The organism is Methylobacterium sp. NMS14P (assembly GCF_028583545.1).
In the GTDB taxonomy this organism is placed as follows: domain Bacteria; phylum Pseudomonadota; class Alphaproteobacteria; order Rhizobiales; family Beijerinckiaceae; genus Methylobacterium.
The window spans coordinates 195283-221849 of sequence record NZ_CP087107.1; the positions used below are offsets into that span (position 1 = coordinate 195283).

Annotated in this window: 22 protein-coding genes; 10 read left to right on the top strand and 12 right to left on the bottom strand. The window is 72.7% G+C overall.

Going from position 1 to position 26567, the window contains the following annotated elements; genetic code table 11:
- Positions 1 to 18: 18 nt before the first annotated feature.
- Complete coding sequence (gene puuE / locus LOK46_RS30750) at positions 19 to 975, top strand: allantoinase PuuE (protein ID WP_273565130.1); 957 nt, start codon at positions 19 to 21, stop codon at positions 973 to 975.
- The gene (gene uraD / locus LOK46_RS30755; RefSeq protein ID WP_273565131.1) at positions 972 to 1481 is read left to right on the top strand and encodes a 2-oxo-4-hydroxy-4-carboxy-5-ureidoimidazoline decarboxylase; all 510 of its coding nucleotides are present in this window, start codon (positions 972 to 974) and stop codon (positions 1479 to 1481) included. Before puuE ends, uraD begins: the two co-directional genes overlap by 4 nt.
- Positions 1482 to 1491: 10 nt before the next feature.
- Here the strand turns inward: uraD and LOK46_RS30760 are convergent, their stop codons facing one another.
- The 6 genes from LOK46_RS30760 to LOK46_RS30785 all read right to left on the bottom strand — a co-directional run bounded on the left by LOK46_RS30760 (position 1492) and on the right by LOK46_RS30785 (position 9836).
- Positions 1492 to 2421: a LysR family transcriptional regulator gene (locus LOK46_RS30760; protein WP_273565132.1), complete on the bottom strand. Its 930-nt coding sequence runs from the start codon at positions 2419 to 2421 to the stop codon at positions 1492 to 1494.
- A 238-nt stretch (positions 2422 to 2659) separates the two neighbouring features.
- Positions 2660 to 3676: a hypothetical protein gene (locus tag LOK46_RS30765; RefSeq protein ID WP_273565133.1), complete on the bottom strand. Its 1017-nt coding sequence runs from the start codon at positions 3674 to 3676 to the stop codon at positions 2660 to 2662.
- A gap of 25 nt (positions 3677 to 3701) precedes the next feature.
- On the bottom strand, positions 3702 to 5030 hold the full coding sequence (locus tag LOK46_RS30770; protein ID WP_273565134.1) for a c-type cytochrome: 1329 nt from the start codon (positions 5028 to 5030) through the stop codon (positions 3702 to 3704).
- Between the two features lie 8 nt (positions 5031 to 5038).
- Complete coding sequence (locus LOK46_RS30775) at positions 5039 to 5584, bottom strand: (2Fe-2S)-binding protein (protein ID WP_012329913.1); 546 nt, start codon at positions 5582 to 5584, stop codon at positions 5039 to 5041.
- A complete protein-coding gene (locus LOK46_RS30780) occupies positions 5581 to 8433 on the bottom strand; it encodes a xanthine dehydrogenase family protein molybdopterin-binding subunit (RefSeq protein WP_273565135.1) in 2853 nt (950 codons plus the stop codon). Before LOK46_RS30780 ends, LOK46_RS30775 begins: the two co-directional genes overlap by 4 nt.
- Positions 8434 to 8444: 11 nt before the next feature.
- Positions 8445 to 9836 (bottom strand): nucleobase:cation symporter-2 family protein, encoded by a 1392-nt coding sequence (locus LOK46_RS30785; RefSeq protein ID WP_273565136.1) that lies wholly within the window; start codon positions 9834 to 9836, stop codon positions 8445 to 8447.
- 440 nt (positions 9837 to 10276) lie between these two features.
- Between LOK46_RS30785 and LOK46_RS30790 the strand changes: the two genes are divergently transcribed.
- A complete protein-coding gene (locus LOK46_RS30790; protein ID WP_273565137.1) occupies positions 10277 to 11635 on the top strand; it encodes an 8-oxoguanine deaminase in 1359 nt (452 codons plus the stop codon).
- Between the two features lie 353 nt (positions 11636 to 11988).
- On the opposite strand, the gene bhcD is transcribed toward LOK46_RS30790, so the two are convergent.
- The 4 genes from bhcD to bhcA form a co-directional block, all read right to left on the bottom strand.
- Complete coding sequence (gene bhcD, locus LOK46_RS30795) at positions 11989 to 12954, bottom strand: iminosuccinate reductase BhcD (RefSeq protein ID WP_273565138.1); 966 nt, start codon at positions 12952 to 12954, stop codon at positions 11989 to 11991.
- A gap of 150 nt (positions 12955 to 13104) precedes the next feature.
- Positions 13105 to 14283 (bottom strand): 3-hydroxy-D-aspartate aldolase BhcC, encoded by a 1179-nt coding sequence (bhcC, locus tag LOK46_RS30800; RefSeq protein ID WP_443192925.1) that lies wholly within the window; start codon positions 14281 to 14283, stop codon positions 13105 to 13107.
- Positions 14284 to 14296: 13 nt separating this feature from the next.
- Entirely contained in the window at positions 14297 to 15244 is a 948-nt protein-coding gene (bhcB, locus tag LOK46_RS30805; RefSeq protein WP_273565140.1) for a beta-hydroxyaspartate dehydratase BhcB, read from the bottom strand.
- 11 nt (positions 15245 to 15255) lie between these two features.
- Entirely contained in the window at positions 15256 to 16446 is a 1191-nt protein-coding gene (gene bhcA, locus LOK46_RS30810; RefSeq protein ID WP_273565141.1) for an L-aspartate--glyoxylate aminotransferase BhcA, read from the bottom strand.
- 188 nt (positions 16447 to 16634) lie between these two features.
- Between bhcA and bhcR the strand changes: the two genes are divergently transcribed.
- Positions 16635 to 17483, top strand: a complete 849-nt coding sequence (gene bhcR / locus LOK46_RS30815) for an HTH-type transcriptional regulator BhcR (RefSeq protein ID WP_273565142.1) — start codon at positions 16635 to 16637, stop codon at positions 17481 to 17483.
- 31 nt (positions 17484 to 17514) lie between these two features.
- Here bhcR and LOK46_RS30820 read toward each other — a convergent pair whose 3' ends face one another.
- Positions 17515 to 17760: a hypothetical protein gene (locus LOK46_RS30820; protein ID WP_273565143.1), complete on the bottom strand. Its 246-nt coding sequence runs from the start codon at positions 17758 to 17760 to the stop codon at positions 17515 to 17517.
- A 273-nt stretch (positions 17761 to 18033) separates the two neighbouring features.
- Here LOK46_RS30820 and LOK46_RS30825 point away from each other — a divergent pair, with 273 nt between their 5' ends.
- The 5 genes from LOK46_RS30825 to LOK46_RS30845 all read left to right on the top strand — a co-directional run bounded on the left by LOK46_RS30825 (position 18034) and on the right by LOK46_RS30845 (position 24997).
- Positions 18034 to 18666, top strand: coding sequence for a phospholipase A2 family protein (locus LOK46_RS30825; RefSeq protein ID WP_273565144.1), 633 nt, complete (start codon positions 18034 to 18036; stop codon positions 18664 to 18666).
- Positions 18667 to 18801: 135 nt separating this feature from the next.
- Entirely contained in the window at positions 18802 to 21114 is a 2313-nt protein-coding gene (locus LOK46_RS30830; RefSeq protein WP_273565145.1) for a CHASE domain-containing protein, read from the top strand.
- Between the two features lie 144 nt (positions 21115 to 21258).
- Positions 21259 to 23298 carry a YgiQ family radical SAM protein gene (locus LOK46_RS30835; RefSeq protein ID WP_273565146.1) on the top strand — a complete coding sequence of 680 codons (2040 nt, stop codon included), beginning with the start codon at positions 21259 to 21261 and terminating at the stop codon, positions 23296 to 23298.
- A gap of 104 nt (positions 23299 to 23402) precedes the next feature.
- Entirely contained in the window at positions 23403 to 23747 is a 345-nt protein-coding gene (locus LOK46_RS30840) for a hypothetical protein (RefSeq protein ID WP_273565147.1), read from the top strand.
- Positions 23744 to 24997: a hydantoinase/carbamoylase family amidase gene (locus tag LOK46_RS30845; RefSeq protein WP_273565148.1), complete on the top strand. Its 1254-nt coding sequence runs from the start codon at positions 23744 to 23746 to the stop codon at positions 24995 to 24997. The genes LOK46_RS30840 and LOK46_RS30845 overlap by 4 nt, the downstream gene beginning before the upstream one ends.
- Here LOK46_RS30845 and LOK46_RS30850 read toward each other — a convergent pair.
- Entirely contained in the window at positions 24984 to 25676 is a 693-nt protein-coding gene (locus LOK46_RS30850) for a winged helix-turn-helix transcriptional regulator (RefSeq protein ID WP_273565149.1), read from the bottom strand. The genes LOK46_RS30845 and LOK46_RS30850 overlap by 14 nt on opposite strands.
- 99 nt (positions 25677 to 25775) lie before the next feature.
- Here LOK46_RS30850 and LOK46_RS30855 point away from each other — a divergent pair, with 99 nt between their 5' ends.
- Entirely contained in the window at positions 25776 to 26567 is a 792-nt protein-coding gene (locus LOK46_RS30855; RefSeq protein WP_273565150.1) for a VOC family protein, read from the top strand.

Below are 26567 nucleotides of genomic sequence, written 5' to 3' on the forward strand. Positions count from 1 at the left end.
CAACGCAGGATCCCGCCCGTGACCGCACCGGATACAGACGGCCCGCCGCGCGACTTCGTCGGCTACGGCGAGGCGCCGCCCGACGCCCGCTGGCCCGGCGGCGCCCGCGTCGCCGTCCAGTTCGTGCTGAACTACGAGGAGGGCGGCGAGCGCTCCGTCCTCGACGGCGACCCCCACGCCGAGATCTTCCTCTCCGAGATCGCCGGGGCCACGCCCTTCCCCGCGCGGCACATGAGCATGGAGAGCCTCTACGAGTACGGCGCGCGCGCGGGCGTCTGGCGGATCCTGCGCCTGTTCCGCGAGCGCGGCGTGCCCCTCACGGTCTTCGGCGTCGCGCAGGCGCTCGCCCGCAATCCGGCCGCCGTGGAGGCCTTTCTCCGCGACGGCCACGAGATTGCCGGCCACGGCTGGCGCTGGCTGCCCTACCAGGACGTTCCGGAGGCGGTCGAGCGGGAGCACCTCGCCCGCGCGGTCGAGACGATCCGGAGCCTGACCGGCGAGACGCCGCTCGGCTGGTACACCGGCCGCGACAGCCCGAACACCCGGCGGCTCGTGGTCGAGCAGGGCGGCTTCCTCTACGATTCGGACAGCTACGCCGACGACCTGCCCTACTGGGTCCGCGTCGCCGGCCGGGACCACCTCGTGGTGCCCTACACCCTCGACACCAACGACATGCGCTTCTCGATCCCCGGCGGCTTCCCGTCGGGCGACCAGTTCTTCGCGCACCTGCGCGACGCCTTCGACTGCCTCTACGAGGAGGGGGCGAGCGCCCCGAAGATGCTGTCGATCGGGCTGCATTGCCGCCTCGTCGGGCGTCCCGCCCGCCTGCCGGCCCTCGCGCGGTTCCTCGACCACGTCCTGGCCCATCCCGACGTCTGGGTGACCCGGCGGATCGACATCGCCCGGCACTGGGCGGCCCACCATCCTCCCGGCGCCCCGGCGGCGGGACCGACCCCGGAGAGGACAGGTCCGTGATCACCATCGCCGCGCTCAACGCGCTCGCGCGCGACGCCTTCGTGGATCTCCTCGCCGAGGTCTACGAGCATTCCCCCTGGGTCCCCGAGGCGGCCTTCGACCGCGGGCCCTTCGCGGCGCGCGCGGACCTGCACGCGGCGATGGAGGCGACGGTGGCCGGCGCCGACCGGGTCCGCCAGCTCGCCCTCCTGCGGGCGCATCCCGAACTCGCCGGGCGGGCCGCCCAGCGCGGCGAGCTCACCGCGCATTCCAGCCGCGAGCAGGCGGGAAGCGGCCTGCTGGGCGGCCCCTCCCCGGAGGTGGCGCGGCTGCGGGACCTCAACCGCGCCTACGCCGAGCGCTTCGGATTCCCGTTCATCATCGCCGTCCGGGGCCTCGACCGCGACGCGATCCTCGCCCGGCTGGAGCAGCGGCTCGGCAACCCGCCGGAGGTCGAGCGCGACGAGGCCCTGCGGCAGGTCGGACGGATCGCCGCCCTGCGCCTGGAGGCCCTCGTCGCGGCCTGACGCGCCGGCGTCAGGCCGCCCGGCCGCCGACCAGGGCGAGCTGCTCGCCCACGTGCTGGCGCAGCGCCTCGTGCGTCATGTCGACGAAGGTCTTGGTCCGGGCCGACAGCATCTTGCGGGACGGGTAGAGCAGGCCGAGCGTCACGCTGGTCGGCGGGGTGTGCTCCAGGACCGGGACGAGCCGCCCCTCGGCGAGGTGCGCCGCGACCTCGAACAGCGGCTTCAGGACGATGCCCTCGCCGGCGAGCGCCCAGGCGGTGAGCGTGTCGCCGTCGTCGGCGTCGATGTGCCCCGAGACCGGCAGGGTCACGGTCTCCTGGCCGTCGACCAGGGTCCAGCGGAACTGCTCGGAGCCGGGATAGCGCAGCAGCAGGCAAGCGTGCTGCAGCAGGTCCGCCGGCTCGGCGGGCGCGGGGTGCTCGGCCAGGTAGGCCGGCGCCGCGCACAGGACCCGCTCGATCTCCGCGACCTTCCGCAGGGTGAAGGTGGAATCGCGCATCTGCGACAGGCGGACCGCGACGTCGACCGCCTCCTGCACGAGGTCGAGGAGGTGCTCCGACAGGCGCAGCCGGACATCGGTCTCGCCGTGGCGGGCGCGGAAGCGCGGCACGAGCGGCGCGACGACCCGGCGGCCGAGACCGAGCGGCGCCGTCACCTTCAGCACCCCGCGGGGCACCGCGCCCGCGGTCTCGACGCTCTTCTCCGCCTGCTCGACCGCCGCGGTGATGTCGAGGCAGCGGTCGTAGAAGATCCGGCCGGCCTCCGTGAGGCTCATGCGCCGCGTCGTCCGGGTCAGCAGCAGGCAGCCGAGATGCTCCTCCAGGGTCTGGATCCGGTAGCTCACCACCGACGGTGACAGCCGCAGCGAGCGGCCGGCGGCCGAGAAGCTCCCCGTCTCCGCCGAGCGCAGGAAGATGCGGATGCTCTCCAGAGAAATCATGGGCGGGGATCGTCAGGAGCGGTTCGGAACTGTCAACGGACTGTCCCGACAATTTGAACTCGGCGTCCGACCCGATCATCCCCCGCGGCGTTACGCGCCGGTCGGTGCAGCCCGCTCCGTCATTGCGAGCGCAGCGAAGCAACCCGGGGCTGCGGGACATCGGGGAACGTGGTGCCGGCCGGATCGCTTCGCTCCGCTCGCAGAGACGGCGGAACCGATCTGATCGACCGAAACGGCATCAGAAGACGTGGAACGCGACGCCGGCGAGGAAGCTCTTCTCCTCGGTGCCCTTGAAGGTCGCGGTCTCGACGTTTCCGAACTTGTTGTGCCAGTACTGGAACCCGACGAAGACATCGACGCGGTTGGGTTGATCGTAGACGAGCTTGCCGAGATCGAGCACGAGGTTGGTGCGCGACAGGAATTCGAGCCCGCGGGGCGGGTTGAAGGCGAAGGCGGCCGGGTTGCTCACGCCCCGCCCCTTCGGCAGCACGATGTTGTTGAAGCCGACGAGGCTGAGCGGCAGCCCCGTGAAGGTCAGGGGAAAGTTGTAGACCAGCTCGAATTCCGGAACCGTGTCGAAGCTCTGGTCGCGGTCCGGCTGGAGATTGAACCCGTTCCGGTTCCACTCCTTGTAGGCTTGCACGGAGAGGTTGAGAAAGCCCGCCGGCACGTCGAAGGCGAAGTTCAGGCCGCCGACGACGTCGCGCTTCTTCGAGCCGAAGGCGTCGTTCTGGGCGTTGGCGTCGAAGCCGAAGGCGAGGGACACCTCCTTGACGAGGCCGGGAACGGTGAAGGCCTTCGTGCCCGTGAGCGCGTTGAGGCTCAGCGTGCCGCGATACAGTCCGTAGGCTTCGGTGTTGCCGTAATCGGCGAAGAACGGGGCGGCGACGGAGCCCGGCGCGTTGGTGGTGCCGGCCGGGAACTGGGACCCGGACTTGAGGATGTCGAGGGAGAAGAAGTTCGTCCCGTAGGCCCAGGCATCGGCGTGGGAGATGTTCAGGATGTGCTTGGGCGCCGCGCGGGAGACGAAGCTGCCGTCGGGGCGCTGGATCTGGACGCCCGGCGAGACGGTGGGGAACTGGTAGCGGTAGCTGATCTGGGTGTCGGCGAAGAGGAAGAACGGGCCGTCCTCCACCACCGTCGTGGCCTCGGGCGCCACCGGCGCCGAGGAGGCCGTCCCGAGGTCCTGCGCCCCCGCCGCGCACGTCATCCCGAGCGGCAGCAGCGCGGCCGCGATCCGACAAGCCATGGTCATGTCCGCCCCCTCCTCCCGGCCGCCTTCAGTTCGAAGCGTCGGCCCGCAAACCCGCGCGCTGGCGCGCGACCTCGTCCGGCGTGACCGCCTGACCCTGCCCGCCCCATTCGGCCCGCATCCAGGTCGCGAGGTCGGCGAGCGCCGCGTCGTCGATCAGGGCGGCGAAGGGCGGCATGGCCTCCATCCGCTCGTTGCCCGGGAAGCGCTGCGCCGGGAGCCCGACGAGGATCGCCCGCAGGAGACCGCCCGCGCCCGCGACCCGCATCGCGGTGTTCGTCCGCAGCGGCACGGAGACGTGGGGGATCCCCTCCCCCGCCCCGCCGTGGCAGCCGGCGCAGAGGCCGGCGTAGCTGGCCCGTCCCCGGGCCGCGACCGCCGCGGGGATCGCCGCGGGGGTGGCGGCGACCGGCATCTCGGGCTCGGCCGGCAGGGCGTCGCGGTCGAACAGGTAGGCCGAGAGCGCCGCGAGGTCGGCCTCGTCCATGTGCTGCGTCGAGAAATGCACGACGTCGAACATCTGGTGCGTCGCGCCGCCCTGGGCCGAGAGGCCCGTGCGCATGAAGTCGCGCAGGCCGTGCGGGGTGAAGCCCATCCGCGCGAGGCCCGTCGGCGTGATGTCGGGCGCCTCGACGCCCTCGATCGTGGCGCCGCGATAGACGGCGTCCGGGCGCATGGCCTGGATCACGGTGCGCGGCGTGTGGCACTCGCCGCAATGGCCGAGGGCGTCGGCGACGTAGCGGCCCCGGTTCCACAGGGGGGAGCGGCCCGGATCGGGCGCGGCGACCGTGGCCGGCAGGCTCAGGAGGTTCCAGGCCGCCAGGGTCCAGCGCTGGTCGAACGGGAAGGCGAGGGTGTTGGCCCGGTTCTCCACCGCGACCGGCGCGCGGGTCATCAGGTAGGCGTAGAGGGCGTCGACATCCTCCGGCGCGAGGCCGCGATACGACGTGTAGGGCATCGCCGGGTAGAGGTGGCGGCCGCCCGGCGCGATCCCGTCGCGCAGGGCCCGGTGGAAGTCGGCGCGGCTCCAGCCGCCGATGCCCTGCGGGCTCGGCGAGATGTTGGTGGCGTGGATCGTGCCGAAGGGCGTCTCCAGGGGCAGTCCCCCCGCCCAGGGGGCGCCGCCCCGGGCCGTGTGGCAGGCGAAGCAGTCGGCCGCGGCGGCGACCTTGGCGCCGCGGGGGGCGAGGCCGCGCATGGCCTCCGCGCTCAGCGGGGTCTCGACGTCGCGCGCGACGACGCTGCGCTCCAGGGCGCCGGAGGCGACGAGGCCGGCCGCCGAGACGGCCACCGCGAGGGCGGCCGCGAGCCCGGCGCCGACGCGCCGCGCGGGGGTGGTGAGGGACGGGATCCGCATGGCGCGCCTCAGGCGGTCACCAGACCGGGGGTCGCCAGCACGAGGTCGCGCACCGCCTGATGGTAGCGGACGTAGCCGGTGCAGCGGCAGATGTGGCGGTCGAGGGCCTCGGTGACGACCCGCTCGACCTCGTCGCGGCGGATCGGCTCGCGGCGCAGGCGCTCGATCAGCACGCTCGCCCCGGTGACGAAGCCCGGCGTGCAGTAGCCGCACTGGAACGCGAAGTTCTCGATGAACGCCTGCTGGACCGGCGAGAGCACGACGGTGCCGTCCGGCGCGGTGCGGGCATGGCCCTCGACGGTGCGGATGCTCCGCCCCTCGAACCAGTGCGCGCCGGTGATGCAGGCGCGCATCTCCCGCGGGCCGGCCGCCTCCTCCAGCATCACCGTGCAGGCGTGGCAGATGCCCTGCCCGCAGCCCATGCGGCTGCCGGTGAGGCCCAGCCACTCGTGCAGGACGTCGAGCAGGCTCGTGCCAACGGGGACGGGGATCGGACCGACGGCCGCGCCGTTCACGCGGAGCGAGAGGTCCTTGATCTCGATGGCGGCGCTCATGCCAGTGCCTCGCGGATGCGCTCGGGCCGGATGGGGAGTTCGTGGAAGCGGTGGCCGATCGCGTGCGCGACGGCGTTGGCCAGCGCCGGGACGACGGCGATCATCACGACCTCGGCGATGCCCTTGGGCGGGTCGGTCTCGGAGAGCGGCGGCAGGATCTCCACCGTCTGGTTCCACGGGGCCACGTCGCGGGCGCGGGGCAGCTCGTAGCGGTTCCAGTTCCACGTGCCGTCGCCGGGGCCGTCCTCGTAGAGGGGCAGCACCTCCTTGAGGGCGTGGCCGATCCCCATGGCGAGGCCGCCCTGCACCTGGCCGGAGACCAGCTCGGGCACGATCTGGCGGCCGCACTCGAGGATCGAGTGGTGGGACAGGATCGTCACGTCGCCGCTGGCGGTGTCGACCGCGACCTCCGCCAGGGTGGCCATCGGCGAATAGTAGGTCGTGCCGACATTGTTGCGCTGGGTCGGCGGGTAGAAGACCGCCGCCCGGGGCACGAAGTGCCAGCCCGCATTCGCCATCAGGGCGCGGCGCTCGGGTGGGGCCCCGGCGCCGTAGCGCACCGACAGGGCGTCGATCGGCAGGCGCGTCCGGCCCGTTCCGGGCAGGTCGAACTCGGCCTCGGCCCATTGCCAGCGGTTGAAGGTGTGGAGGGTCACGCCCACCGGCAGCCCGAGCCGGTGCGCCTCGGCGGCGACCTGCTCCAGCGACAGCGGCGGCAGGCCGCCGCCCAGCACTTGCCCGTCCACCAGCCGCAGCTCATCGCGGGCGACCACGTGGTAGGAGGCCAGCGCCCCGCCGCCGCCGCCCCGCGCCCAGAGCGCGCGGGCGGCGGGCCAGACGGCGTGGTCGACGAGGAACCGCGCGGCCGTCCGGGTGGCGTGGCCGAGGTAGTAGGCGGAGTTGGTCGCGCTCATCGGCGAGGTGAAGCGCGGGGTCCAGCGGGGGTTCTGCGCCCGGCGGTCCTCCTCTTCCTGGGGCGTCGTGTAGGGCTGGTCGGAGGTCTCGAGGGGCATCTCGGGCCAGCGCACCACGCCGAACGCGGTCTCCGAAGGCACCCGGCCGAGGATCTCGGCCACCATGACCGCCTGCGAGGTGGTGACGCCCGGGCCCATCTCGTGGGCGACGTGGCGCAGGCTCAGGCGGCCCCGCGGGTCGAGCTCCAGCGACGCGACCGCCGCCTCGGCGCCCGTGCCGTAATCCTTGTGCACCTGCGCGAAGCCGACGCCGTAGCGGCGGCCGGGATGGGCGGCCTCGTAGGCGGCCTTGCGCGCCGCCCGGTCCCGCCAGAGCGGGTGCGCGGCGGCCTTCGTCAGGATCTCCGCGTTGCGCAGCGCCCCGGCCGGGACCGCGCCCTGGCTGTTGCGCTGGCCCGAGCGGAGCACGTTGCGCAGGCGCAGCTCGATCGCGTCGATGTCCAGAAGCGCCGCCGCCTCGTCGACCATCATCTCGGTGGCCGACATCGTCTGGAGCGTGCCGAAGCCCCGGGTCGATCCGGCCTCCACGGCCCGCGAGGCCAGGGCGATCGCCTGGAAGTCGCTCTTCGGCAGGTAGTAGATCGACTGCGCCGCGGTGGCGCCGACGAAGGAGACCGCGACGGAGTAGTTGGGGCGCCCGCCGCCGTCGCAGGCGAAGCGCCCGGTCATGGCCCGGAACCGGCCGCTGGCCCGGTCCACCAGCAGGACGTTGTCCATGCGGAAGGCGTGGCGCTTCAGCCCGTTCTGGAACTGCTCGAACCGGTCGTTGGCGAGGCGCACCGGCCGCCCGCCCGCGTAGAGCGCGGCCACGACGCAGAGGAACGGGAAGATGTGGTGGTCCTTCGTCCCGTACCCGACCGTGTAGCCGACCTTGAGATCGACCTCCCTGAGCGGGAACCGGGACTTCGAGACCAGCGCGGCGGCGGCCTCGGCCACGTCGTAGGGCGACTGCGTCGCCATCATCAGGCGCAGCGTGCCGGTGTCCGGATCGTACCAGACGTTGCCGTTGTCGGCCTCCATGGCCGAGGCGTCCGTCGACTGCGACCGGTAGGTCCGCCGCATCACCAGGGCGTCCGCGCCGGCGCCGTCGATCTCGGCCGCGATGGCGGCCGCCGCCGCCATGCCCCTGGCGAAGGGGCCGTCCTCGCCGGCCTTCGGCCAGGCGGGTTCGTCGCCGGAGAAGCCGGCGAAGATCGGGGACTGCTCGAACGGCGAGAACCGGTCGGGCGCGTCCGGCGCGTCGCCCTCGATCCGCACCCAGCGCGAGGCGCCGTAATGGGCCGGCGGCCTGGGACCGGTCTCGGCGCCGTACTGCACGACGTCGTCGGCGAAGCGCAGGGTGCGCTTGGCCGCGGCGAAGCGCGGGAAGTCGGCGTAGATCAGGATCGCCACCGGCTGCCCGAGCAGGCGCGGCGTCTCGCCCCGCGGCACGAGGAACCAGTCGCCGAAGAAGTCGGGGTGCGGGACCGAGACCCCGTCCGCCACCAGGTCCTCGTGCCGGACGATCCGGTCCGGCCGCAGGGAGGCCGGGAGCCGCGACAGGTCGAGGCCGGTGAAGCGGCGGTCGGCGCGGGTCGCCGCGACGAGGAAGGCGTGGGCTTGGCCGGCGGGCCAGCCGGCGAGGTCGCGGGCCCGGTAGTCGCGGGAGAAGGTCTTGGCGCCCGTGACCTTGGCGACGGCGTCGAGGCGGTAGCGGGGCCGGCCCGGCGCGGCCCACGGGGAGCCGGCGGACAGGCCGGTCTCGGCGAGCTGCGCCCGGGCCGGGGGCGCCAGGAAGGAGACCTTCACGGCGACGCCCGCCGCCGCGCCGGCCTTCAGGAAGTGGCGCCGCGAGAGCGCCTTGATGGTCTCGGCCGACACGGCGTCTTTCCTCATGGCGTGTCCCCTCAGGCCCGGTCGAGTGCGGCCGCGTGCGGGAAGGCGGGCTCCGCGTCGGCGACGCGGTGCTCGGCCCCGGCACCGAGACGGTCCGAGTTCAGCAGCAGGTTGAGGACGATCGCGCCGATCGCGCCGAGGGTGATCCCGCTGTGCAGGATCGGCCCGGCCCAGTCCGGCGCCGTGGCGGCGAAGAGCTTCGGCGCCGCCATCGGGATCAGGCTCAGGCCGATGCTGACCGCGACGACGATCTGGTTCCGGCGATCCCCGAGATCGGCGCCGCCCACGATCTTGAGGCCCGCCGCCGCGACCATCCCGAAGATCACGATGCCGGCGCCGCCGAGCACCGCGGGCGGGATCGACGCCACCGCGAAGGCGACCTTGGGCAGGAGGCTGACGCCCAGGATGATGAAGCCCGCCGCGACCGTGACGTAGCGGCTGCGCACCCGCGTCATGTTCACGAGGCCGACGTTCTGGGAGAACGAGGTGTGCGGGAAGGTGTTGAGGCAGCCCGCGATCAGCGTCGAGAGCGAGTCCGCCATCAGGCCGCGGGTCAGGGTCCGCTTGTCCACCGGGCGCCCGACGATGTCGCCCACAGCCAGGAACATGCCGGTCGACTCGACCAGCGTGACCATCATGACGATGCACATCGCCGCCACGGCCGTCAGGTGGAAGGTCGGCCAGCCGAAGTGGAACGGCGTGACGAGGGCGAGCAGCGGGCGCTCGGCCAGCCCGTCGAGGCGGAACAGGCCGAGCGGCCAGGCGAGGCACAGGCCCGCGATGAGGCCGATCAGCACGGCGACGTTGGCGACGAAGCCGGTGGCGAAGCGGCTGACCACCAGGATCACCGCCAGCACGAAGGCGGCGACGCCGAGATGGACCGGGGCGCCGAAATCGGGGGCCCCGAAGCCGCCGCCCGCCCAGTTGATCCCGACCGGCAGCAGCGTGACGCCGATGATCAGGATGACCGTGCCGGTCACGAGGGGTGGGAAGAAGCTCGCGAGCCTGGAGAAGAACGGCCGGAGCAGCAGGCCGAACAGGCCCGCCCCGATGGTCGCGCCGAAGATGCCTGGCAGGCCGATCGTCGGGTCCTGCGCCATCGCCACCATCGGGCCGACCGCCGCGAAGCTGACGCCCATGATGACCGGCAGGCGGATGCCGAAGATCCCCAGGCCGAGGGACTGGATCAGGATCGCGAGGCCCGTCACCAGCAGGTCGCAGTTGATCAGGTAGGCGACCGTCTCGGTCGGCAGGTTCATCGCCGCGCCGAGGATGAGCGGCGGCGCGACGGCCCCCGCGCTCATCACGAGCACGTGCTGCATGCCGTAGGCGAGGAGCTTGGGAAGGGGCGGGATCGCGTCGACCGCGTCCACCTCGCGCGTTGTCCTGTCGTGAGACGTCACGGGCGTGTCCTCCGCCAGCCGGGACCTGTCGAGGCGTCGTCCCGTGATGGTGTCGTCAGGGACCCGGCAGCGGTGGCCGGACCTCTTCCGGGTCCGGGCCGCCAGGAGCGGGTGTGGGGCCAGTCGCAGGGCGGGCCGTGACGGCACGCCCGGGGGCGGGGGAGCGGGCTCTCGGCGGCCGCTCCGGGGTCATGCGCTGCCGACTTGGCTGGCTCTCAAACCTTGCATGGCTGGCCGCGAACGCCATGCCGGGATTTCGGAAGCAGTTTGCGAAAAATCGCCAAGGTGGCCGGTGACGGCTGCCGTATGCTGCGGCCCGCTGACGGCCCCGAGACGGTGCGCCCGGCACGGCGTTCCTGCTGCCAGAGGGCGGCATCTGGCCGTGGGGAGGCGGCGCGGCCCATCCGGCGCGGCCTCCAGGGCGCACCCGGAGAGACGCGATGACCTCCCTGCTGCTGACGAACGCCGACATCCTGGTGACGATGGACGCGCAGCGCCGGGAGATCCCCGGCGGCGCGGTCTACGTGGAGGACAACCGCATCGTCGCCGTCGGCCCCGCCGCTGAGGTGCCGCAGCGGGCCGATACCGTCCTCGACATGCGCGGCCACGCGGTGCTGCCGGGCCTCGTGAACACCCACCACCACATGTACCAGACGCTGACCCGCGCGGTGCCGGCCGCGCAGGACGCCGAGCTGTTCGGCTGGCTGAAGGCGCTCTATCCCATCTGGACCCGGCTCACGCCGGAGATGGTCCGCGTCTCGACGCAGACCGCGATGGCGGAGCTGATCCTCTCGGGCTGCACCACGTCGAGCGACCACCTCTACATCTACCCGAACGGCTGCCGGCTCGACGATTCCATCGAGGGCGCCGAGGCGATCGGCATGCGCTTCCACGCCGCCCGCGGCGCGATGAGCGTCGGGGAGAGCGCGGGCGGACTCCCGCCGGACTCGGTCGTCGAGGACGAGACGGCGATCCTCGACGACACGCGCCGTCTGATCGAGCGCTGGCACGATCCGGAGCGCTTCGCCATGCGCCGGATCGTGGTGGCGCCCTGCTCACCGTTCTCGGTCAGCCGCGGCCTGATGCGCGATGCCGCCGAGCTGGCCCGGCACTACGGCGTCTCGCTCCACACCCACCTCGCGGAGAACGACGACGACGTCCGCTACAGCCTGGAAAAATTCGGGATGACGCCGGCGGAGTACGCCGCCGACCTCGGCTGGACGGGCCCCGACGTGTGGCACGCCCACTGCGTCAAGCTCGACCAAGCCGGCATCGCGCTGTTCGGCCGGACCGGGACCGGGGTGGCGCACTGCCCCTGCTCCAACATGCGCCTCGCCTCGGGCATCGCGCCCATCCGGCAGATGCGGTGCGAGGGCGTGCCGGTCGGGCTCGGCGTCGACGGCTCGGCCTCCAACGACGGGTCGCACATGCTGGGCGAGGCGCGGCAGGCCATGCTGCTCGCCCGCGTCGGCTTCGGGCCGGCGGCCATGAATGCGCGCGAGGCGCTGGAGATCGCCACGCTCGGCGGCGCGAAGGTGCTGAACCGGGACGATATCGGCGCGCTGGCCCCCGGCATGGCGGCCGACATCGTCGCCTTCGACCTGCGCGGCCTCGCCATGGCGGGGGCACTGCACGACCCCGTCGCGGCCCTCACCTTCTGCGCGCCGCAGACGGTGGCCTGGAGCGTCATCAACGGGCGGATCGTGGTCCGCGAGGGTCGCCTGACGACCCTCGACACCGGGGCGCTGGCCGCCCGCCACAACGCTCTCGCGGCGGCCCTGGTGCGCGGTGAGGCGTAGGCCGCCCTACTCATCCTCCGCAGAGGAGCTCGCGGATCCAGACATCGGGTTTGGCGGCGCGGCTCCAGGATCGGGCGCGCGTCCCCATCAGCGTCGATGTCCGCTGGAGATTTGAGAAAATCCTGGCACGCAGAGATGGAGCCAGGTTAATGACCTCTTATACTTTCTTCGATTGATAATTTATGCGCGACCGTCTTTGCGAGCGGAGCGAAGCAACCCAGAGCAGCGCAGCGCCTGTAAAGATCGCGCGACCCTGGGTCACTTCGCTTTGCTCGTGATGACGGCGAGGAGTGTGTCAACCGAAGCATTCGGCCGGAAACTGTATTGCCCTCGGGCGGCGCCCGTCGAGCCCGTCAGAAATCCACCTCGGTCGCCAGGCCCTTGGCCACCGCGCGGTCGACGGCCACCGACGCCACCGCCAAGTCCTGCAGCCCGACCCCGGTGCCGTCGAAGACCGTGATCTCGGACTCCGAGACGCGGCCGGGGTGATCGCCGTTGATCACCGCCCCGATCTCCGCGATGGAATCCGCGGCGAGGAGCCCCCGCGCGACGGCGTGCTGCGCCTCGCCGATGCTGACCGACTGCGCGACCTCGTCGGTGAAGACCGTCGCGCCCGCGAGCAGTTCTGCCTCCACCTCCTGCTTGCCGCGCGTGTCCGTCCCCATGCAGGCGAGGTGCGTGCCCGGCCGGACCTGCGCGGCCTTCAGGATCGGCGCGAAGGAGGACGTGATCGTCACGACGACGTCGGCCTCGGCCCCGAGCCGGTCGAGGTCGACCGCCTCGAACGGCACGCCGTGCTCCCGCGCCACCGCCTCCATCCGGCCGAACATGCCGGGATGCAGGTTCCACGCGAGGACCCGCTCGAACGGCCGCTGCGCCAGCGCGGCGCGCAGCTGGAAAGCCGACTGGTGGCCCGCGCCGATCATGCCCAGCACCCGCGCATCTTTGCGGGCGAGGTGCCGGACGGAGATGGCGCAGGCCGCGGCCGTGCGCAGCGCGGTGAGGAGGTTGCCCCCGACGACCGCCTTGCAGCGGCCGGTATCGGCGTCGAACAGGAACACCGTCGACTGGTGGTTGGTCAGGCCCTTCGCGGCGTTGCCGGGCCAGAAGCCGCCGGCCTTGAGCCCGAGCGCGAGGCTGTCCCGGTCGAAGCCCGACTTGAAGCCGTAGAGCGCGTCGGCGTGGCCGATGGCTTCCCGGACGACCGGGAAGTTGCCGGCCCGCCGCCGCGCCATGGAGGCGAAGACCTGCTCGACGGCGGTAAAGCACTCCGCCTCGGTCAACAGCCCGTCGATCGCGTGCTCGGGAACGATGATCATCGCGGATGTGTCCTCGGTTCGTGCGCCGGCGTGTCGCCGCCGTCATCGCGGGCGTCGCGCGGCGACCCAGGGCAACGGGCCCTGTCCAGGCGCGGCGCGTCCCCGGTCTGCTTCGCTGCGCGCGCAATGACGGACGGTGTGCGGGGTGGGTCAGTAGGCCTTGCCGCGGGCCGAGACCGGCCAGAGGGTCTCGACCCGGCCGTTGCGGACGCCGACGTACCAGTCATGGACGTTGCAGGTCGGATCGCAGTGGCCGGGGACGAGACGCAGCCGGTCGTTGACCTTCAGCCTGCCCTCGGGATCCTCGATCACCCCGTGCTCGTCCGAGCACTTGATGTATTTCACGTCGTCGCGGCCGAAGACGAAGGGCAGGCCGGAATCGACCGACTGCACCTTCAGGCCCGCGTCGCAGATCGCCTTGTCGGCCTTGGCGTGGCTCATCACGCTGGTGAGGATGAACAGGGCGTTCTGCCACTCGCCCGCGTCGATGCGGTTGCCGTCCCGGTCGCGGATGCGCCCGTAATCGGCGTCCATGAACGCGTAGCTGCCGCATTGCAGCTCGTTGTAGACGCCGGATCCGGCCTCGAAATAGTAGCTGCCGGTGCCGCCGCCGCTGACGAGTTCCGGCTCTAGGCCCTCCCGGTTCAGCGCCGCGACGGCCTCGCGCACCTGGGCGATGGCCGCGTCGAGCTTGGCCCGCCGCTCCTCGTAGCCGTCGATGTGCTGCATGGCGCCCTGGTAGGCCTGGAGTCCGGCGAAGCGCAGGTTCGGCGCGGCCGCGACGGCCTGGGCGATCGCCACCACCTCGGGCGCCGTCCTCACGCCGCAGCGGCCGGCGCCGCAATCGATCTCGACGAAGCAGTCGAGCCGCGTGCCGTATCGCTGCGCCGCCGCCGAGAGGTCGGCGACGTTCGCGACGTCGTCGAGGCAGACGATGATGCGGGCGCCGAGGAGGGGCAGCCGCGCCAGCCGGTCGATCTTGCCCGGGTCGCGCACTTGGTTCGAGACGAGGATGTCGGTGATCCCCGCGCGGGCGAACACCTCCGCCTCCGAGACCTTCTGGCAGCAGACGCCGCAGGCACCGCCGAGGCTCTGCTGGAGCTTCAGGATGTCGACGGACTTGTGCATCTTGCCGTGGGCGCGGTGGCGCATCCCGTGCGCCTTGGCGTAGTCGCCCATCTTGCGGATGTTGCCCTCCAGCGCGTCGAGATCGACGATCAGGCAGGGCGTCTGGATCTCGTCCTCGCGCATGCCGGGCAGCGCGGGGACGTCGAAGCCGACTTCGAGATCGGCGGTCCGGGCATTCATGGATCGGGCGTTCATGTGCATCGTGAGCCTCCCGTTATTGCCAGGGCAGCGCGTCGAGATCGACGTTCCCGCCCGTGATAATCACGCCCACCCGCTTGTTCGCGAAGACGGGGCGGTACTTCAGCACCGCCGCCAGGGCGACGGCGCTCGACGGCTCCATGACGATCTTCAGCCGCTTCCAGATCAGCTGCATCGCCGCGACGATCTCGGCCTCGGAGACCGTCAGGATGTCGGCGACGTGGTGGCGGACGAAGTGCCAGGTGAGGTCCTTCAGCGGCACCTTGAGCCCGTCCGCGACCGTCACCGGCGCGTCGTCGGCGATGATCCGCCCGGCCTTCAGGCTGCGGTGGGCGTCGTCCGCCTGCTCGGGCTCCGCCGCGTAGACGGCGATGTGCGGGGCGAGCCCGGCCAGCGTCAGGCAGGTGCCCGACACCATGCCGCCGCCGCCGATCGGGGCGATCACCGCGTCGAGATCCGGGACCTGCGCGATCAGCTCGCGGGCGCAGGTCGCCTGACCGGCGATCACCCGGGGATCGTTGTAGGGGTGCACGAACTCCGCGCCGGTCTCGGCGACGACCTCCGCGAACACGGCCTCGCGCGATGAGGTGGACGGCTCGCACTCCACCACCCGGCCGCCGTAGCCGCGCACCGCATCCTTCTTCGCCTGGGGCGCGGTGTGTGGCATCACCACCGTGCAGGGGATGCCGCGCCGGCCCGCCGCGTAGGACAGGCAGGTGCCGTGGTTGCCCGACGAGTGGGTCGCCACACCCCGGGCGGCCTGCGCGTCGGTGAGGCTGAAGACGGCGTTCGAGGCGCCCCGCGCCTTGAAGGCGCCGGCCTTCTGCAGGTTCTCGCACTTGAAGAACAGCTGCGCACCGGCCGCTTCGTCGATGATCCGCGAGGTCAGGACCGGCGTCTCGTGGATGTAGGGCCGGATGCGCTCGTGGGCGGCCAGGACGTCGTCGAGGGTGGGCGTGATCATGGCGCTCCCCCTCAGGCGGCCGCGCGCAGGCCGGAGGCCACCGCGCCGCGATAGACCGCCTGCGCCGCCGCGACCCCCGATCCCAGCTCGATCCGCAGGCCGAGATCGGCCATCGCCATCTCGGCCGCGGCGATCCCCGACAGCGCCATCACGTCCGTCAGGCTGCCGAGATGGCCGATGCGGAAGACCTTCCCGGCCACCTCGCCGAGCCCCACTCCGAAGGCGACGTCGTAGTGGCGCGCCGCGTGGGTGACGATCCGCGTGGCGTCGAAGCCCTCCGGCGTGCGGATCGCGCTCACCGTGTCCGAGTAGAGATCCGGGCGGGCGGCGCAGAGCTCCAGGCCCCAGGCCACGACGGCGGCGCGGATCCCGTCCGCGATGCGGCGGTGGCGAGCGAAGACGGTCTCCAGCCCCTCGGCCAGGAGCAGCTCCGTCGACAGCTTCAGGCCGTTCAGGAGGCCGACCGCCGGCGTGTAGGGATAGGCGCCGTTCGGGTAGCCCTTCGCCATGTCGCGGATGTCGAAATAGGTCCGCGGCAGCGTGGCCGTCGCGGTGGCGGCCATGGCCTTGGGCGAGAAGGCCACGATGGCGAGGCCCGCGGGCAGCATGAAGCCCTTCTGCGAGCCGGTGACGGCGACATCGACGCCCCACGCGTCCATGCGGAAATCCATGGAGGCGATCGAGCTGACGCCGTCGACCAGCAGCAGGGCGGGGTGGTTGCTGGCATCGAGGGCGCGGCGCACGGCGGCGACGTCTGAGCGGACACCGGTCGCCGTCTCGTTGTGGGTGACGAGGACGGCCCGGATCCGGTGCGCCTTGTCGGCCGCGAGAGCCTCGGCGAAGCGGTCCGCCGGAACACCCTCCCCCCACGGCGCCTCGATCATCTGGACATCGAGCCCGTGGCGGCGGGTCATGTCGATCCAGCGATGGCTGAACATGCCGTGGCGCGCGGCCAGCACCGTGTCGCCCGCGCTGAGCGTGTTGGAGAGCGCCGTCTCCCACCCGCCCGTCGCCGTCGACGGGAAGATGAAGACCTCGGCATCCTCACTCTTTAGCACTCTCTTCACGCCCGCCAGCGCCGGGTGAAGGATCTGTGCGAACAGCGGCGACCGATGATCCAGTGTCGGCATGTCGGCTGCGCGGCGAAGCACTTCCGGCATATTGGTCGGGCCGGGAATGAAGACGGGATTCTGTGCGAACATCGGCGGCGGTCTCCTCCAATACGGGAACGATAGCACCGCCAACACCGTATTGATATTTTTTTGAAAAACTTTTTCATAACTTCGCGAGGCGGAGAAATGCTCGCCGCGTCAAGGCCTTATCTTTTTCCGTTGAGAGAAAAATTTTTCCACCCTACGGAAGGGCCGGGATCGCGAGGGGCGAGGACGCCATGGATTCGGGAAACCGGCGGCGCGGGCGGCCGAAGGGGTTCGGCGGCGCCAAGCCGACGGCGACGATCCAGGCGCTCGACCGTGCCCTCGATGTCCTCGACGTCCTGGCGGAGGGCGACGGGCTGACCCTCTCGGAACTGGCCGGAAGGCTCGAGCAATCCGTCGCGACCATGCACCGGGTCCTCGCGACGCTCGAGCGCCGCGGCCTCGTCGAGATCAGCGCCGACAAGCAGGAGTGGCACGTCGGTGCGGACGCCTACCGGCTCGGCTCGGCGTTCCTGCGCCGCCACAACGTCGTCGAGCGGAGCCGGTCGATGATGTGGACGCTGATGCAGGAGACCGGCGAGACCTCCAATCTCGGCGTCGAGAAGGACGGCAACGTCCTGTTCGTCAGCCAGGTGGAGACCCACGAGACGATCCGCGCCTTCTTCCCGCCGGGCTCCCTGTCGCCGCTGCACGCGTCGGGCATCGGGAAGGCGCTGCTGAGCACCTACGCGCCGGCCCGGACCGAGCGCCTGTTCCGGGGCAAGACCTTCGCGCGCTTCACCGACAAGACCATCGGCTCGCTGGACCAGCTGCGCGACGACGTCGAGGCGACCCGCCGCCGGGGCTACGCGATCGACGACGAGGAGCGGACCATCGGCATGCGCTGCGTCGCCGCCCCGATCCTCAACGTCCACGGCGAGGCCATCGCGGGGATCTCGGTGTCGGGTCCGACGCACCGGCTGTCCGACGAGAAGCTGCGCGCGATCGGCGAGCGGATGCGGAGAGGCGCCGCCGCGGTCTCGCGCGCCCTCGGCGCGCCCGCGGCGTCGACCGACGCGCCGGACGACGCCGGCCGGGACTGACCGGTGGGCCCCCCGGTGCGGGGAGGCGTGACTAGCGCCCGAGATGCGGGCGGCGCGGATCGACGGTGCCGACCGCCGACGCGGGCCTGCCGTCGGCGTCGAGGACGCCGGCGCGCCCGTCCGGCGCCGTCCGCGGATCCGCGACCGCCGCGCGGCCCTGGAGGCCGCCGGGCGCCGTGACCGCCGGGATGCCGGCGGGGGCGGTGAAGCTCTGCGCCAGGGCGGGCCCGGACAGGCCGATCCCGATCACGGCTCCGATCAGTCGACGAGAGGTCATGGCGGAGGTCCAGCTCTGATCTGTCGCCGGGATCATCCCGGCCGCGTTACCCCGCGATGTGGGATCCGCGGCCCCGCGGTCCAACACGCGCTCCGACGCGCGGGCTAGCCCCCGTGCGCCCGCGCACGGCGTCGCGCATCCCGCGCCGACCCGTCCGGTGCCGCCCCGCGGCCGCGCGTCCGCCGCGCGCGGCCTCCGTGACCGTGGCGGGTAAAATTCCGGAACGGGAAAGCCGAGCTTCGAGTTGAGGGGCCGCTGAATCGGGGGCCATCCGTGAGACCGTCTCTCCTCGCAACGCTCGGTTTGCTGCTCGTCGCCTGCCCGCACGCGTCCAGGGCGCAGGATGCCGGGAACCCACGCGGTGTCCAGAGCGTCCAACAAGACGTGCAGGATGTCCGGGACCTGCCCGCCGCGACCGTCGAGCCGGGCGAGCCCCGCCCGGGGCCGCCCCCACCGCTCCCGGACATCTCGGACCCGAACGGTCGGGCCGGCGAGGCCCTGAACGAGCCCGGCGAGCGCTCGGGCATCCCGAAGGCCCTGCGCTCCTCGGGGTCGAAGGCGGGCGGGCCGGCCAACGACCTCAACCCGAGCGGCCGGGCCGAGACACCGGCACCGCCGAAGGGCGACCTGGGTCGGGTCATCGCCGGCAAGGAGCTGTTCCACGGCAATTACTGCGGCACGGGTCAGCGCGGCGAGGGGCTGCCGCCGACCGACGCCCTCGACGCGGCGTGCATGCGCCACGACGCCTGCTACGACGCGGCGGGATACCGTTCGTGCGCCTGCGACGCGGTGCTGAGGCGCGAGGCCTCCGCCGTCTCGGACAGCCCGGACGCGGCGCTGGAAGTGCGGCGCCGGGCTCTGAGCGTGATCGAGGCCGCCGCCGCGATGGCGTGCCGCGCGCCCTGAGCGCCCGGCGCGGGGCCGGCCTGCCGTCGCCGGGCCCGCGGCGGCGCGCAAAACCGCCCCGGTGACGCCACCATGGACTTGCATCCCGGCGCATGCCTGCTCTGACGGGCCGCTGTCGAAGTCCGGTCTCGCCCTTTGCCCCACCTCACCACATCGCAGGGTCCTGTCGCGAGCGCGGCCCGCCGCGGGGCGGGCGCGGCGCGGTGGATCGCGCCCGCGATCCTGGCCGCCGGCCTGCTCGCGACCGGTGTGAGCACCGCCCTCACCTGGCAGGCGGCGGCGCTGCGCGAGCGCCTGACCTTCGAGCACGCCACCGAGATCGAGCTGCGCACGGTCGAGGACCAGTTCCGCACCTACACGGCCCTCCTGCGCGGCGCCGCCGGCCTGTTCGCCGCCGAGGACGACACGGTCACGCTGGCCCAGTTCCGGGCCTACGTGCAGCGGATCGAGCTGCAGCGCCTCTATCCCGGCTTCCTCGGCATCGGCTTCACGCCGACCCTGCCCGCCTCGGCGCGCGAGACGTTCGCCGCGCGCGCCGAGGCCCTGGGCGTCGAGAGGTTCCGGGTGCGGCCGCCCACCGACAACCCGATGATCAGCCCGGTCCTGTTCGCCGAGCCGCCGAACCCGCGCAACCTCGCCGCCATCGGCTACGACGTGATGTCCGACCCGGTGCGGCGCGACATGGTCGAGCGCGCCCGCGACACCGGCCGGCCGGCCGCGTCGGCCCGCATCCAGCTCGTGCAGGAGATCGACGCGAACAAGCAGGCGGGCTTCCTCGTCGCCATGCCGGTCTATGCCGGCGGCGCCGTGCCGCCGGACCTCGAGGACCGGCGGCGGCGCTTCCTGGGCTTCGTGTTCGGGGCCTTCCGGGCCGACGACCTGTTCAACAGCATCGTGGCGGCCGAGGCCGAGGAGGACGCGGCCTTCGCCATCTACGACGGCGCACCGAGCGAGGCGACCCTGCTGCACCGGTCGGCGCGGGTCGCCGCCGCCGGGGCGGGGCGCCTCACCCGCGAGGCGCACCTCGAGCTCGGCGGCCGCACCTGGACCGTGGCGTTCGCGCAGCGCGTCTCGCCCCGGCGCGGCTCGGCGCTGCCGGAGATCTGGCTCGTCTGCGGCGGGGGCCTGTTCGCCACCGCCCTGCTGGCCTTCGCGGCCTACCGGCAGCGCCGCACGCAGGACGAGATCCGCCAGCTCAACGCGTCGCTGGAGGCCCGCGTCGAGGAGCGGACGCGCGATCTCCGGGCGGCCGCCGACCGCCTGCGGCAGGCCGGGGAGGAGCGGGCGCGCATGGAGGAGGTGCTGCGCCAGTCGCAGAAGATGGAGGCGGTGGGCCAGCTCACCGGCGGGCTCGCGCACGACTTCAACAACCTGCTGGCGGGCATCTCGGGCTCGCTGGAGCTCATCGAGGCCCGCATCGGCCAGGGCCGGTCCAAGGATGTCGGCAAGTACATCGCCGCCGCCCAGGGGGCGTCCCGGCGGGCCGCGGCCCTGACCCACCGCCTGCTCGCGTTCTCGCGCCGCCAGACGCTGGCGCCCAAGGCCATCGACGCCGACCGGCTGGTCCGCGGGATGCTCGACCTGATCCAGCGTACGGTCGGGCCGAGCGTCGAGGTGCGGCACGTCGGGGCGGACGGGCTCTGGGCCGCCCTGGCGGACCCGTCCCAGCTGGAGAACGCGCTCCTGAACCTCTGCATCAACGCGCGGGACGCGATGCCGGGCGGCGGTCGGATCACCATCGAGACGGACAACCGCTGGATCGACCGGCAGCAGGCTGAGGCGCAGGACATGCCGGAGGGGCCGTACCTGTCGCTGTGCGTGTCCGATACCGGGATCGGCATGCCGCCCGAGGTCGTCGCCCGGGCGTTCGACCCGTTCTTCACCACCAAGCCGATGGGCGAGGGCACCGGCCTCGGCCTGTCGATGATCTACGGATTCGCCAAGCAGTCGGGCGGTCAGGTCCGGATCAACTCGGCGGTCGGCCAGGGCACGAAGGTGTGCATCTACCTGCCGCGGCACTTCGGCGAGGCGGACGCGGACGGGGTCGACCCGGGCAGCGGCCGGATGGCGCAGGCCGAGGCGGGCGAGACCGTGCTGATCGTCGACGACGAGCCGACGGTGCGCATGCTGGTGACGGACGTGCTGAGCGACCTCGGCTACACGGCGATCGAGGCGGCGGACGGCGCGGGCGGGCTGAGCGTGCTGCAGTCCGGCGCGCGGATCGACCTGCTCGTCACGGATGTCGGCCTGCCCGGCGGCATGAACGGGCGCCAGATGGCGGACGCCGCCCGGGTCGGCCGACCGGACCTGAAGGTGCTGTTCATCACCGGCTTCGCCGAGACCGCGCTGCCGGGCGACGGGCGTCTCGAGCCCGGCATGGCGGTGCTGACCAAGCCGTTCGCCGTGGAGGCCCTGGCCGCCCGCATCCGCGAGATGATCGCGCGCTGAGCCGGGCCGGCCTCGACGGCGGCGCATCGCCGCTCTCGGACGTGCGCCGGATCGGCGCAGGGTGCCCTCGGTCGGTACGGCCGCGGCCACCGCCGCCCTGCCATTCGTTGAGATCGCGGCCCCGGAGGCCTATGCAGGGGCACCATGGAACTGCAAGCGACCGCCGACCGCCCCCTGGCGCCCCCCGTCCGCACGCCGTCGCCGCGCGGGCCGGCGGCGCCGTTCCTGCCCATGAGCCGCGCCGAGATGGCGGCCCTCGGGTGGGAAACCTGCGACATCGTGCTGGTGACGGGTGACGCCTACGTGGACCACCCGAGCTTCGGCATGGCCATCATCGGCCGGCTGCTCGAGTCGCAGGGCTTCCGGGTCGGCATCATCGCCCAGCCCGACTGGCAGTCGGCGGAGCCGTTCAAGGCGCTCGGCAAGCCGAACCTGTTCTTCGGCGCCACCGGCGGCAACCTCGATTCGATGGTGAACCGCTACACGGCGGATCGGCGGCTGCGCCACGACGACGCCTACACGGCCGGCGGCGAGGGCGGAAGGCGCCCGGACCGCTGCACCATCGTCTACACGCAGCGCTGCCGCGAGGCCTTCAAGGACGTGCCGATCGTGCTCGGCGGCATCGAGGCGTCGCTGCGCCGGATCGCGCACTACGATTACTGGTCCGACAAGGTGCGCCGCTCGATCCTGGCGGACGCCAAGGCGGACCTGCTGATCTACGGCAACGCCGAGCGCGCCGTGGTCGAGGTGGCGAACCGCCTCGCGGCCGGCGAGACGCCGCACCAGCTCGACGCGATCCGGGGCGTCGCCCTGTTCCGCCGCGTCCCCGCCCACTACACCGAGCTGCCCGCCGACGACCTCGACTCGACGGACGAGGCGGCCACCCGCCGGCCCGGCGAGACCGTGATCCGGCTGCCCGCCTACGACGAGGTCAAGGACGACAAGGAGGCCTACGCCCGCGCCTCGCGCGTGCTGCACCGGGAGGCCAATCCCGGCAACGCGCGCCCGCTCGTCCAGCGCCACGGCGACCGCGACCTGTGGCTGAACCCGCCGCCGATCCCGCTGACCAGCGACGAGATGGACGCGGTCTACGACCTGCCCTACGCCCGCGCCCCGCACCCGTCCTACGGCGACGCGAAGATCCCCGCCTGGGACATGATCAAGTTCTCGGTGACGATCATGCGCGGCTGCTTCGGCGGCTGCACCTTCTGCTCGATCACCGAGCACGAGGGCCGCGTCATCCAGAACCGCTCGGAGGGCTCGATCCTGCGCGAGATCGAGCGGATCCGCGACAAGACCCCGGGCTTCACGGGCGTGATCTCGGACGTCGGCGGGCCGACGGCGAACATGTACCGGATGGCCTGCAAGGACCCGAAGATCGAGGCGGCGTGCCGGCTGCCCTCCTGCGTCTTCCCGGACGTCTGCCCGAACCTGAACACCTCCCACGACGACCTGATCCGGCTCTACCGCAAGGTCCGCGAGGTGAAGGGCGTCAAGAAGGTGATGGTCGCCTCGGGCGTGCGCTACGACCTCGCGGTGAAGAGCCCCGAATACATCAAGGAGCTCGTCACCCACCACGTCGGCGGCCGCCTGAAGATCGCGCCCGAGCACACCGAGCGCGGGCCCCTCGACAAGATGATGAAGCCGGGGATCGGCACCTACGACCGCTTCAAGGAGATGTTCGACGCCGCCGCCAAGGAGGCGGGGAAGAAATACTACCTGATCCCGTACTTCATCGCGGCGCATCCGGGCACGACCGACGAGGACATGATGCACCTCGCGCTCTGGCTCAAGAAGAACAACTACCGCGCCGACCAGGTCCAGACGTTCCTGCCCTCGCCGATGGCGACGGCAACCGCGATGTACCACACCGAGATCAACACGCTGCGGGGCGTGAAACGCGGCGGCAGCGAGTCGGTCGAGGCGATCAAGGGGCTGCGCCAGCGCCGGCTGCACAAGGCGTTCCTGCGCTACCACGACCCCGAGAACTGGCCGCTGCTGCGCGAGGCGCTGCGGGAGATGGGCCGCGCCGACCTCATCGGGCCGCGGCCGGACCAGCTCGTGCCGTTCTCGCAGCCGCCGGGAACCGGCGCCGGTGCGGGCCGGACGGGCGGCCAGCCGCGACCCCGCTACACGGGCGGCGGCCAGCGCTTCACCACGAAGGGCGTGCCGCTGCGCAAGTGACGGTTCGTGACGGGTCCGGCGCGCGGTAACGCATTGATACGCGCCGGCCATATTGCCGCGCGGCCGACCCGTCAGCCTCACCGGCGATCGACACGGAGGTCGCGATGGCTGTCGCCTGCCCTGTTCTGACGCCCGAAGAGCGCAAGGCGTCCGAGATCCTGGACGCCGCGCAGCGCGCGATGATGGAGACGGTGCACGCGGCGGTGGCGGAGGCCGCCGCGCGGGTGCGCCAGCAGAATCTCGACGCCGGCCTCGACCTCGCCCCGCCGCCCCGGGCCTATTTCGAGTCCGTGGTGCACCAGCGGATGTACCTGACGCTCTGCGGGGCGGCGGTCGGCACGTTCGCGGGCGGCGATGCCAGGACGGCGATCGGCCTCATCCGGAATCAGCAGCTGATCGCCAACCGCTACTGGGCGGCCGGGATCGCGGTGACGCCGAGGGCGCCGTGACGGCGGCGCCCGTGAGCGCCGCCGGGATCGTTCTGGCGCGCGTCGCGCGGCTCGCCGGGATCAGTGCGTACCCGTGGACCCTGACGCGGCGCGTCTACAGCCCGCAGCAGGCCGAGGCCGAGGCGCTCGTCCTCGGCTGGATGGCGGAGGCCGGCCTGTCGGCCCGGCGCGATCCCGCCGGCAACCTCGTCGGCCGGATCGAGGGCGCGGTCCCGGGCGGCCCGGCCGTCGTCGTCGGGGGCCACGTCGACACGCGCGAGGATGCCGGCCGCTACGACGGGACGCTCGGCGTCCTGATCGGCATCGCCGCCGTCGAGCGCCTGCTCCGGCACGGACCGCCGCCGCGCCACGCGGTCGAGGTCGTCGCCTTCGTCGCGGACGCGGCCGGCCGGTTCGGTCCCCGGCAGCTCGGCAGCCGGGCCGTGGTGGGGCGGCTCGCCCCGGACGCGCTGAACTGGGACGACGCCTACGGTGTCACCCTGCGTCGCGCCCTGGAGGCGCACGGGCTCGACCCGGCGCGCCTCGCGAGCGCGCGCCGGGCCCCCGACGCGATTCTGGCCTATCTCGAAATCGCCGCCGAGGCCGGCCCCGTGCTGGAGCGATCGGGAGCGCCGGTCGGGATCGTGCCGGCCCTGTCGGAATCGACGATGCTCCGGGTCACGCTGACGGGCGCCGCCGTCGACGCGGCGGCGAACCCGATGCCGGGCCGGCGGGACGCCCTGGCCGGGGCGGCCGAATGCGTCCTCGCCGCCGAGCGCGTCGGCCTGGCGCGGGAACGGGTCACAGTCACGGTCATGCGCCTCGACGTCGAGCCGCTGCTGACCTTCGTGGTCGCGGGGTCCGCGACACTGGGAGTCCGCGTCGACTCCGACGACGACGATGCGCGGCGCGCCGCCGTGGCGGAGCTGGCCGCGGCGCTCGAGGCGGTCGCGGCGCGGCGCCGGCTCGGGATCACCGTCGAGCGCAGCGTCGACCCCGACGCCACCCGGTGCGATCCCGGTCTGGTCCGCCTGTTCGAGGAGGCCGTCGCGGCTTCGGGACACCGCGCCGTGCGGCTGGCGCAGGGCGTGACCACCGACGCGTCCCACATGGCCCTGCTCGGACCGATCGGCCTCGCGCTGATCCGGTGTCGCGGCGGCGTCGGCTGGGGGGCGGCGGGGACCGTCGACCCGCAAGACGTCGCGGTCGGCCTCGACGTGCTGACCGAGGTCGTCGGCGCGCTCGCGGGCGGACGCTTCAGCCCGCTTTGACCGGCAGGGTGAAGAGCTCGATGAAAGATCGCGCCAAGTCGACCGACCCCGCGACGGCGAGCGTGCCGCCGGCGCCGTCCCGGTCCAGGGGCGCCTTGCCGTAGATCGTGCGGCGCAGCGCCATCGTGTCGCCTGTGAAAGCGAGGTCGGGTGCCTCCGCGACGCCCCGGCGGACGCGGATCTCGCCGCCCGCCAGCGTCGCGACGAAATCCTCGCCGGGGAAGTGGAACGCGACCGTCGCCGACAGCGCCGCCGCCCGCCCGCGGTCGACCAGGGCCTGAAGCGACATCATGGCCGACGCCGCCGACATGAACAGGCTCGGGTCGTGCCGCGGTGAGCGGGCGGCCCAGCGGCCCAGGTCGCGCATCAGGGGCGCGGCCTCGCGGCCCCAGTCGGTGAGATCGTAGACCTGCACGTTGGCCGGCGACGGCAGCCGGTACCGCAGGACGATGCCCGCAGCCTCCAGGCTCTCGAGCCGCTGCGTCAGCACGTTCGCGCTGATCCCCGGCAGGTTCGCCCGGACCTCGCCGAAGCGGCGGGGGCCGTAGACCAATTCGCGCATGATCAGCAGCGACCAGCGCTCGCCGATGAACTCCAGCGCGAGGGCCGTGCCGCAGGCATCGTCGTACAGGCGCTCGCGCGGCCCGGGTGCCCGCTCGGTTATTTTTTCTGACTTCATGGTTGCTTTGTGTAATCGAGAATGCGAGCCTGGGCAAAGCGGGGCCGTAGGGGGCGCCGCGAAGCGGCCGCAGCGCCGATTGTCACGGAGGAGCGCCCGATGCCACCCGTCGAGGGGACCCCGATCTGGTTCGAGCTGAACGCGTCCGACCCGGACGCCGCGCAGGCCTTCTACGAGGCGGTCGCCGGCTGGCGCGTCGCGCCGTCGCCGATGCCCGAGCACGGCGGCTACCGGATCGCGGAGGCCGACGGCGCGCCCGTGGCCGGCATCCGGCAGCCGATGCCCGAGGCGCCCGGTCTTCCGGGCTGGGCGGTCTACCTCGCGACGCGGGACGTCGACGCCCTCGCGGCCCGCGCGGTCGATCTCGGCGGCGCGGTCCGGTTCGGGCCGGTCGACATCCCCCATGTCGGCCGCTTCGCCATGGTGAGCGACCCGCAGGGCGTGGTCTTCGCCGTGATGGACCCGGCCAATCCCGGCGAGAGCCGGGCCTTCGGCCCGGTGCCCCTCGGGACGGAGCGGACCCGCGGCCACGGCGTCTGGATCGAGCTCGCCACCCCCGATCCCGCGGCGGCCCTCGCCTTCTACGGGGCGCTCTTCGGCTGGGAGAAGCTCGGGGCCATGCCGATGGGCGAGATGGGCGAGTACGCCTTCATCGGCCGGGGCGACCTGCGCCCCGGCGCGGTGATGTCGAGCGCAGCGACCGGCGCGCCGGCCCGGTGGAACTGGTACATCCACGTCGCCGACATCGATGCCGCGCTCGCGACGGTCCGGGACGGGGGCGGCACGGTCCTCCAGGGGCCCGACCCGATCCCCGGAGGCAGCTTCTCGGCCAACATCGCCGATCCGGCGGGCAACCGGCTCGGGCTGGCCGGCCCGCGCCGCGCGTCGTGA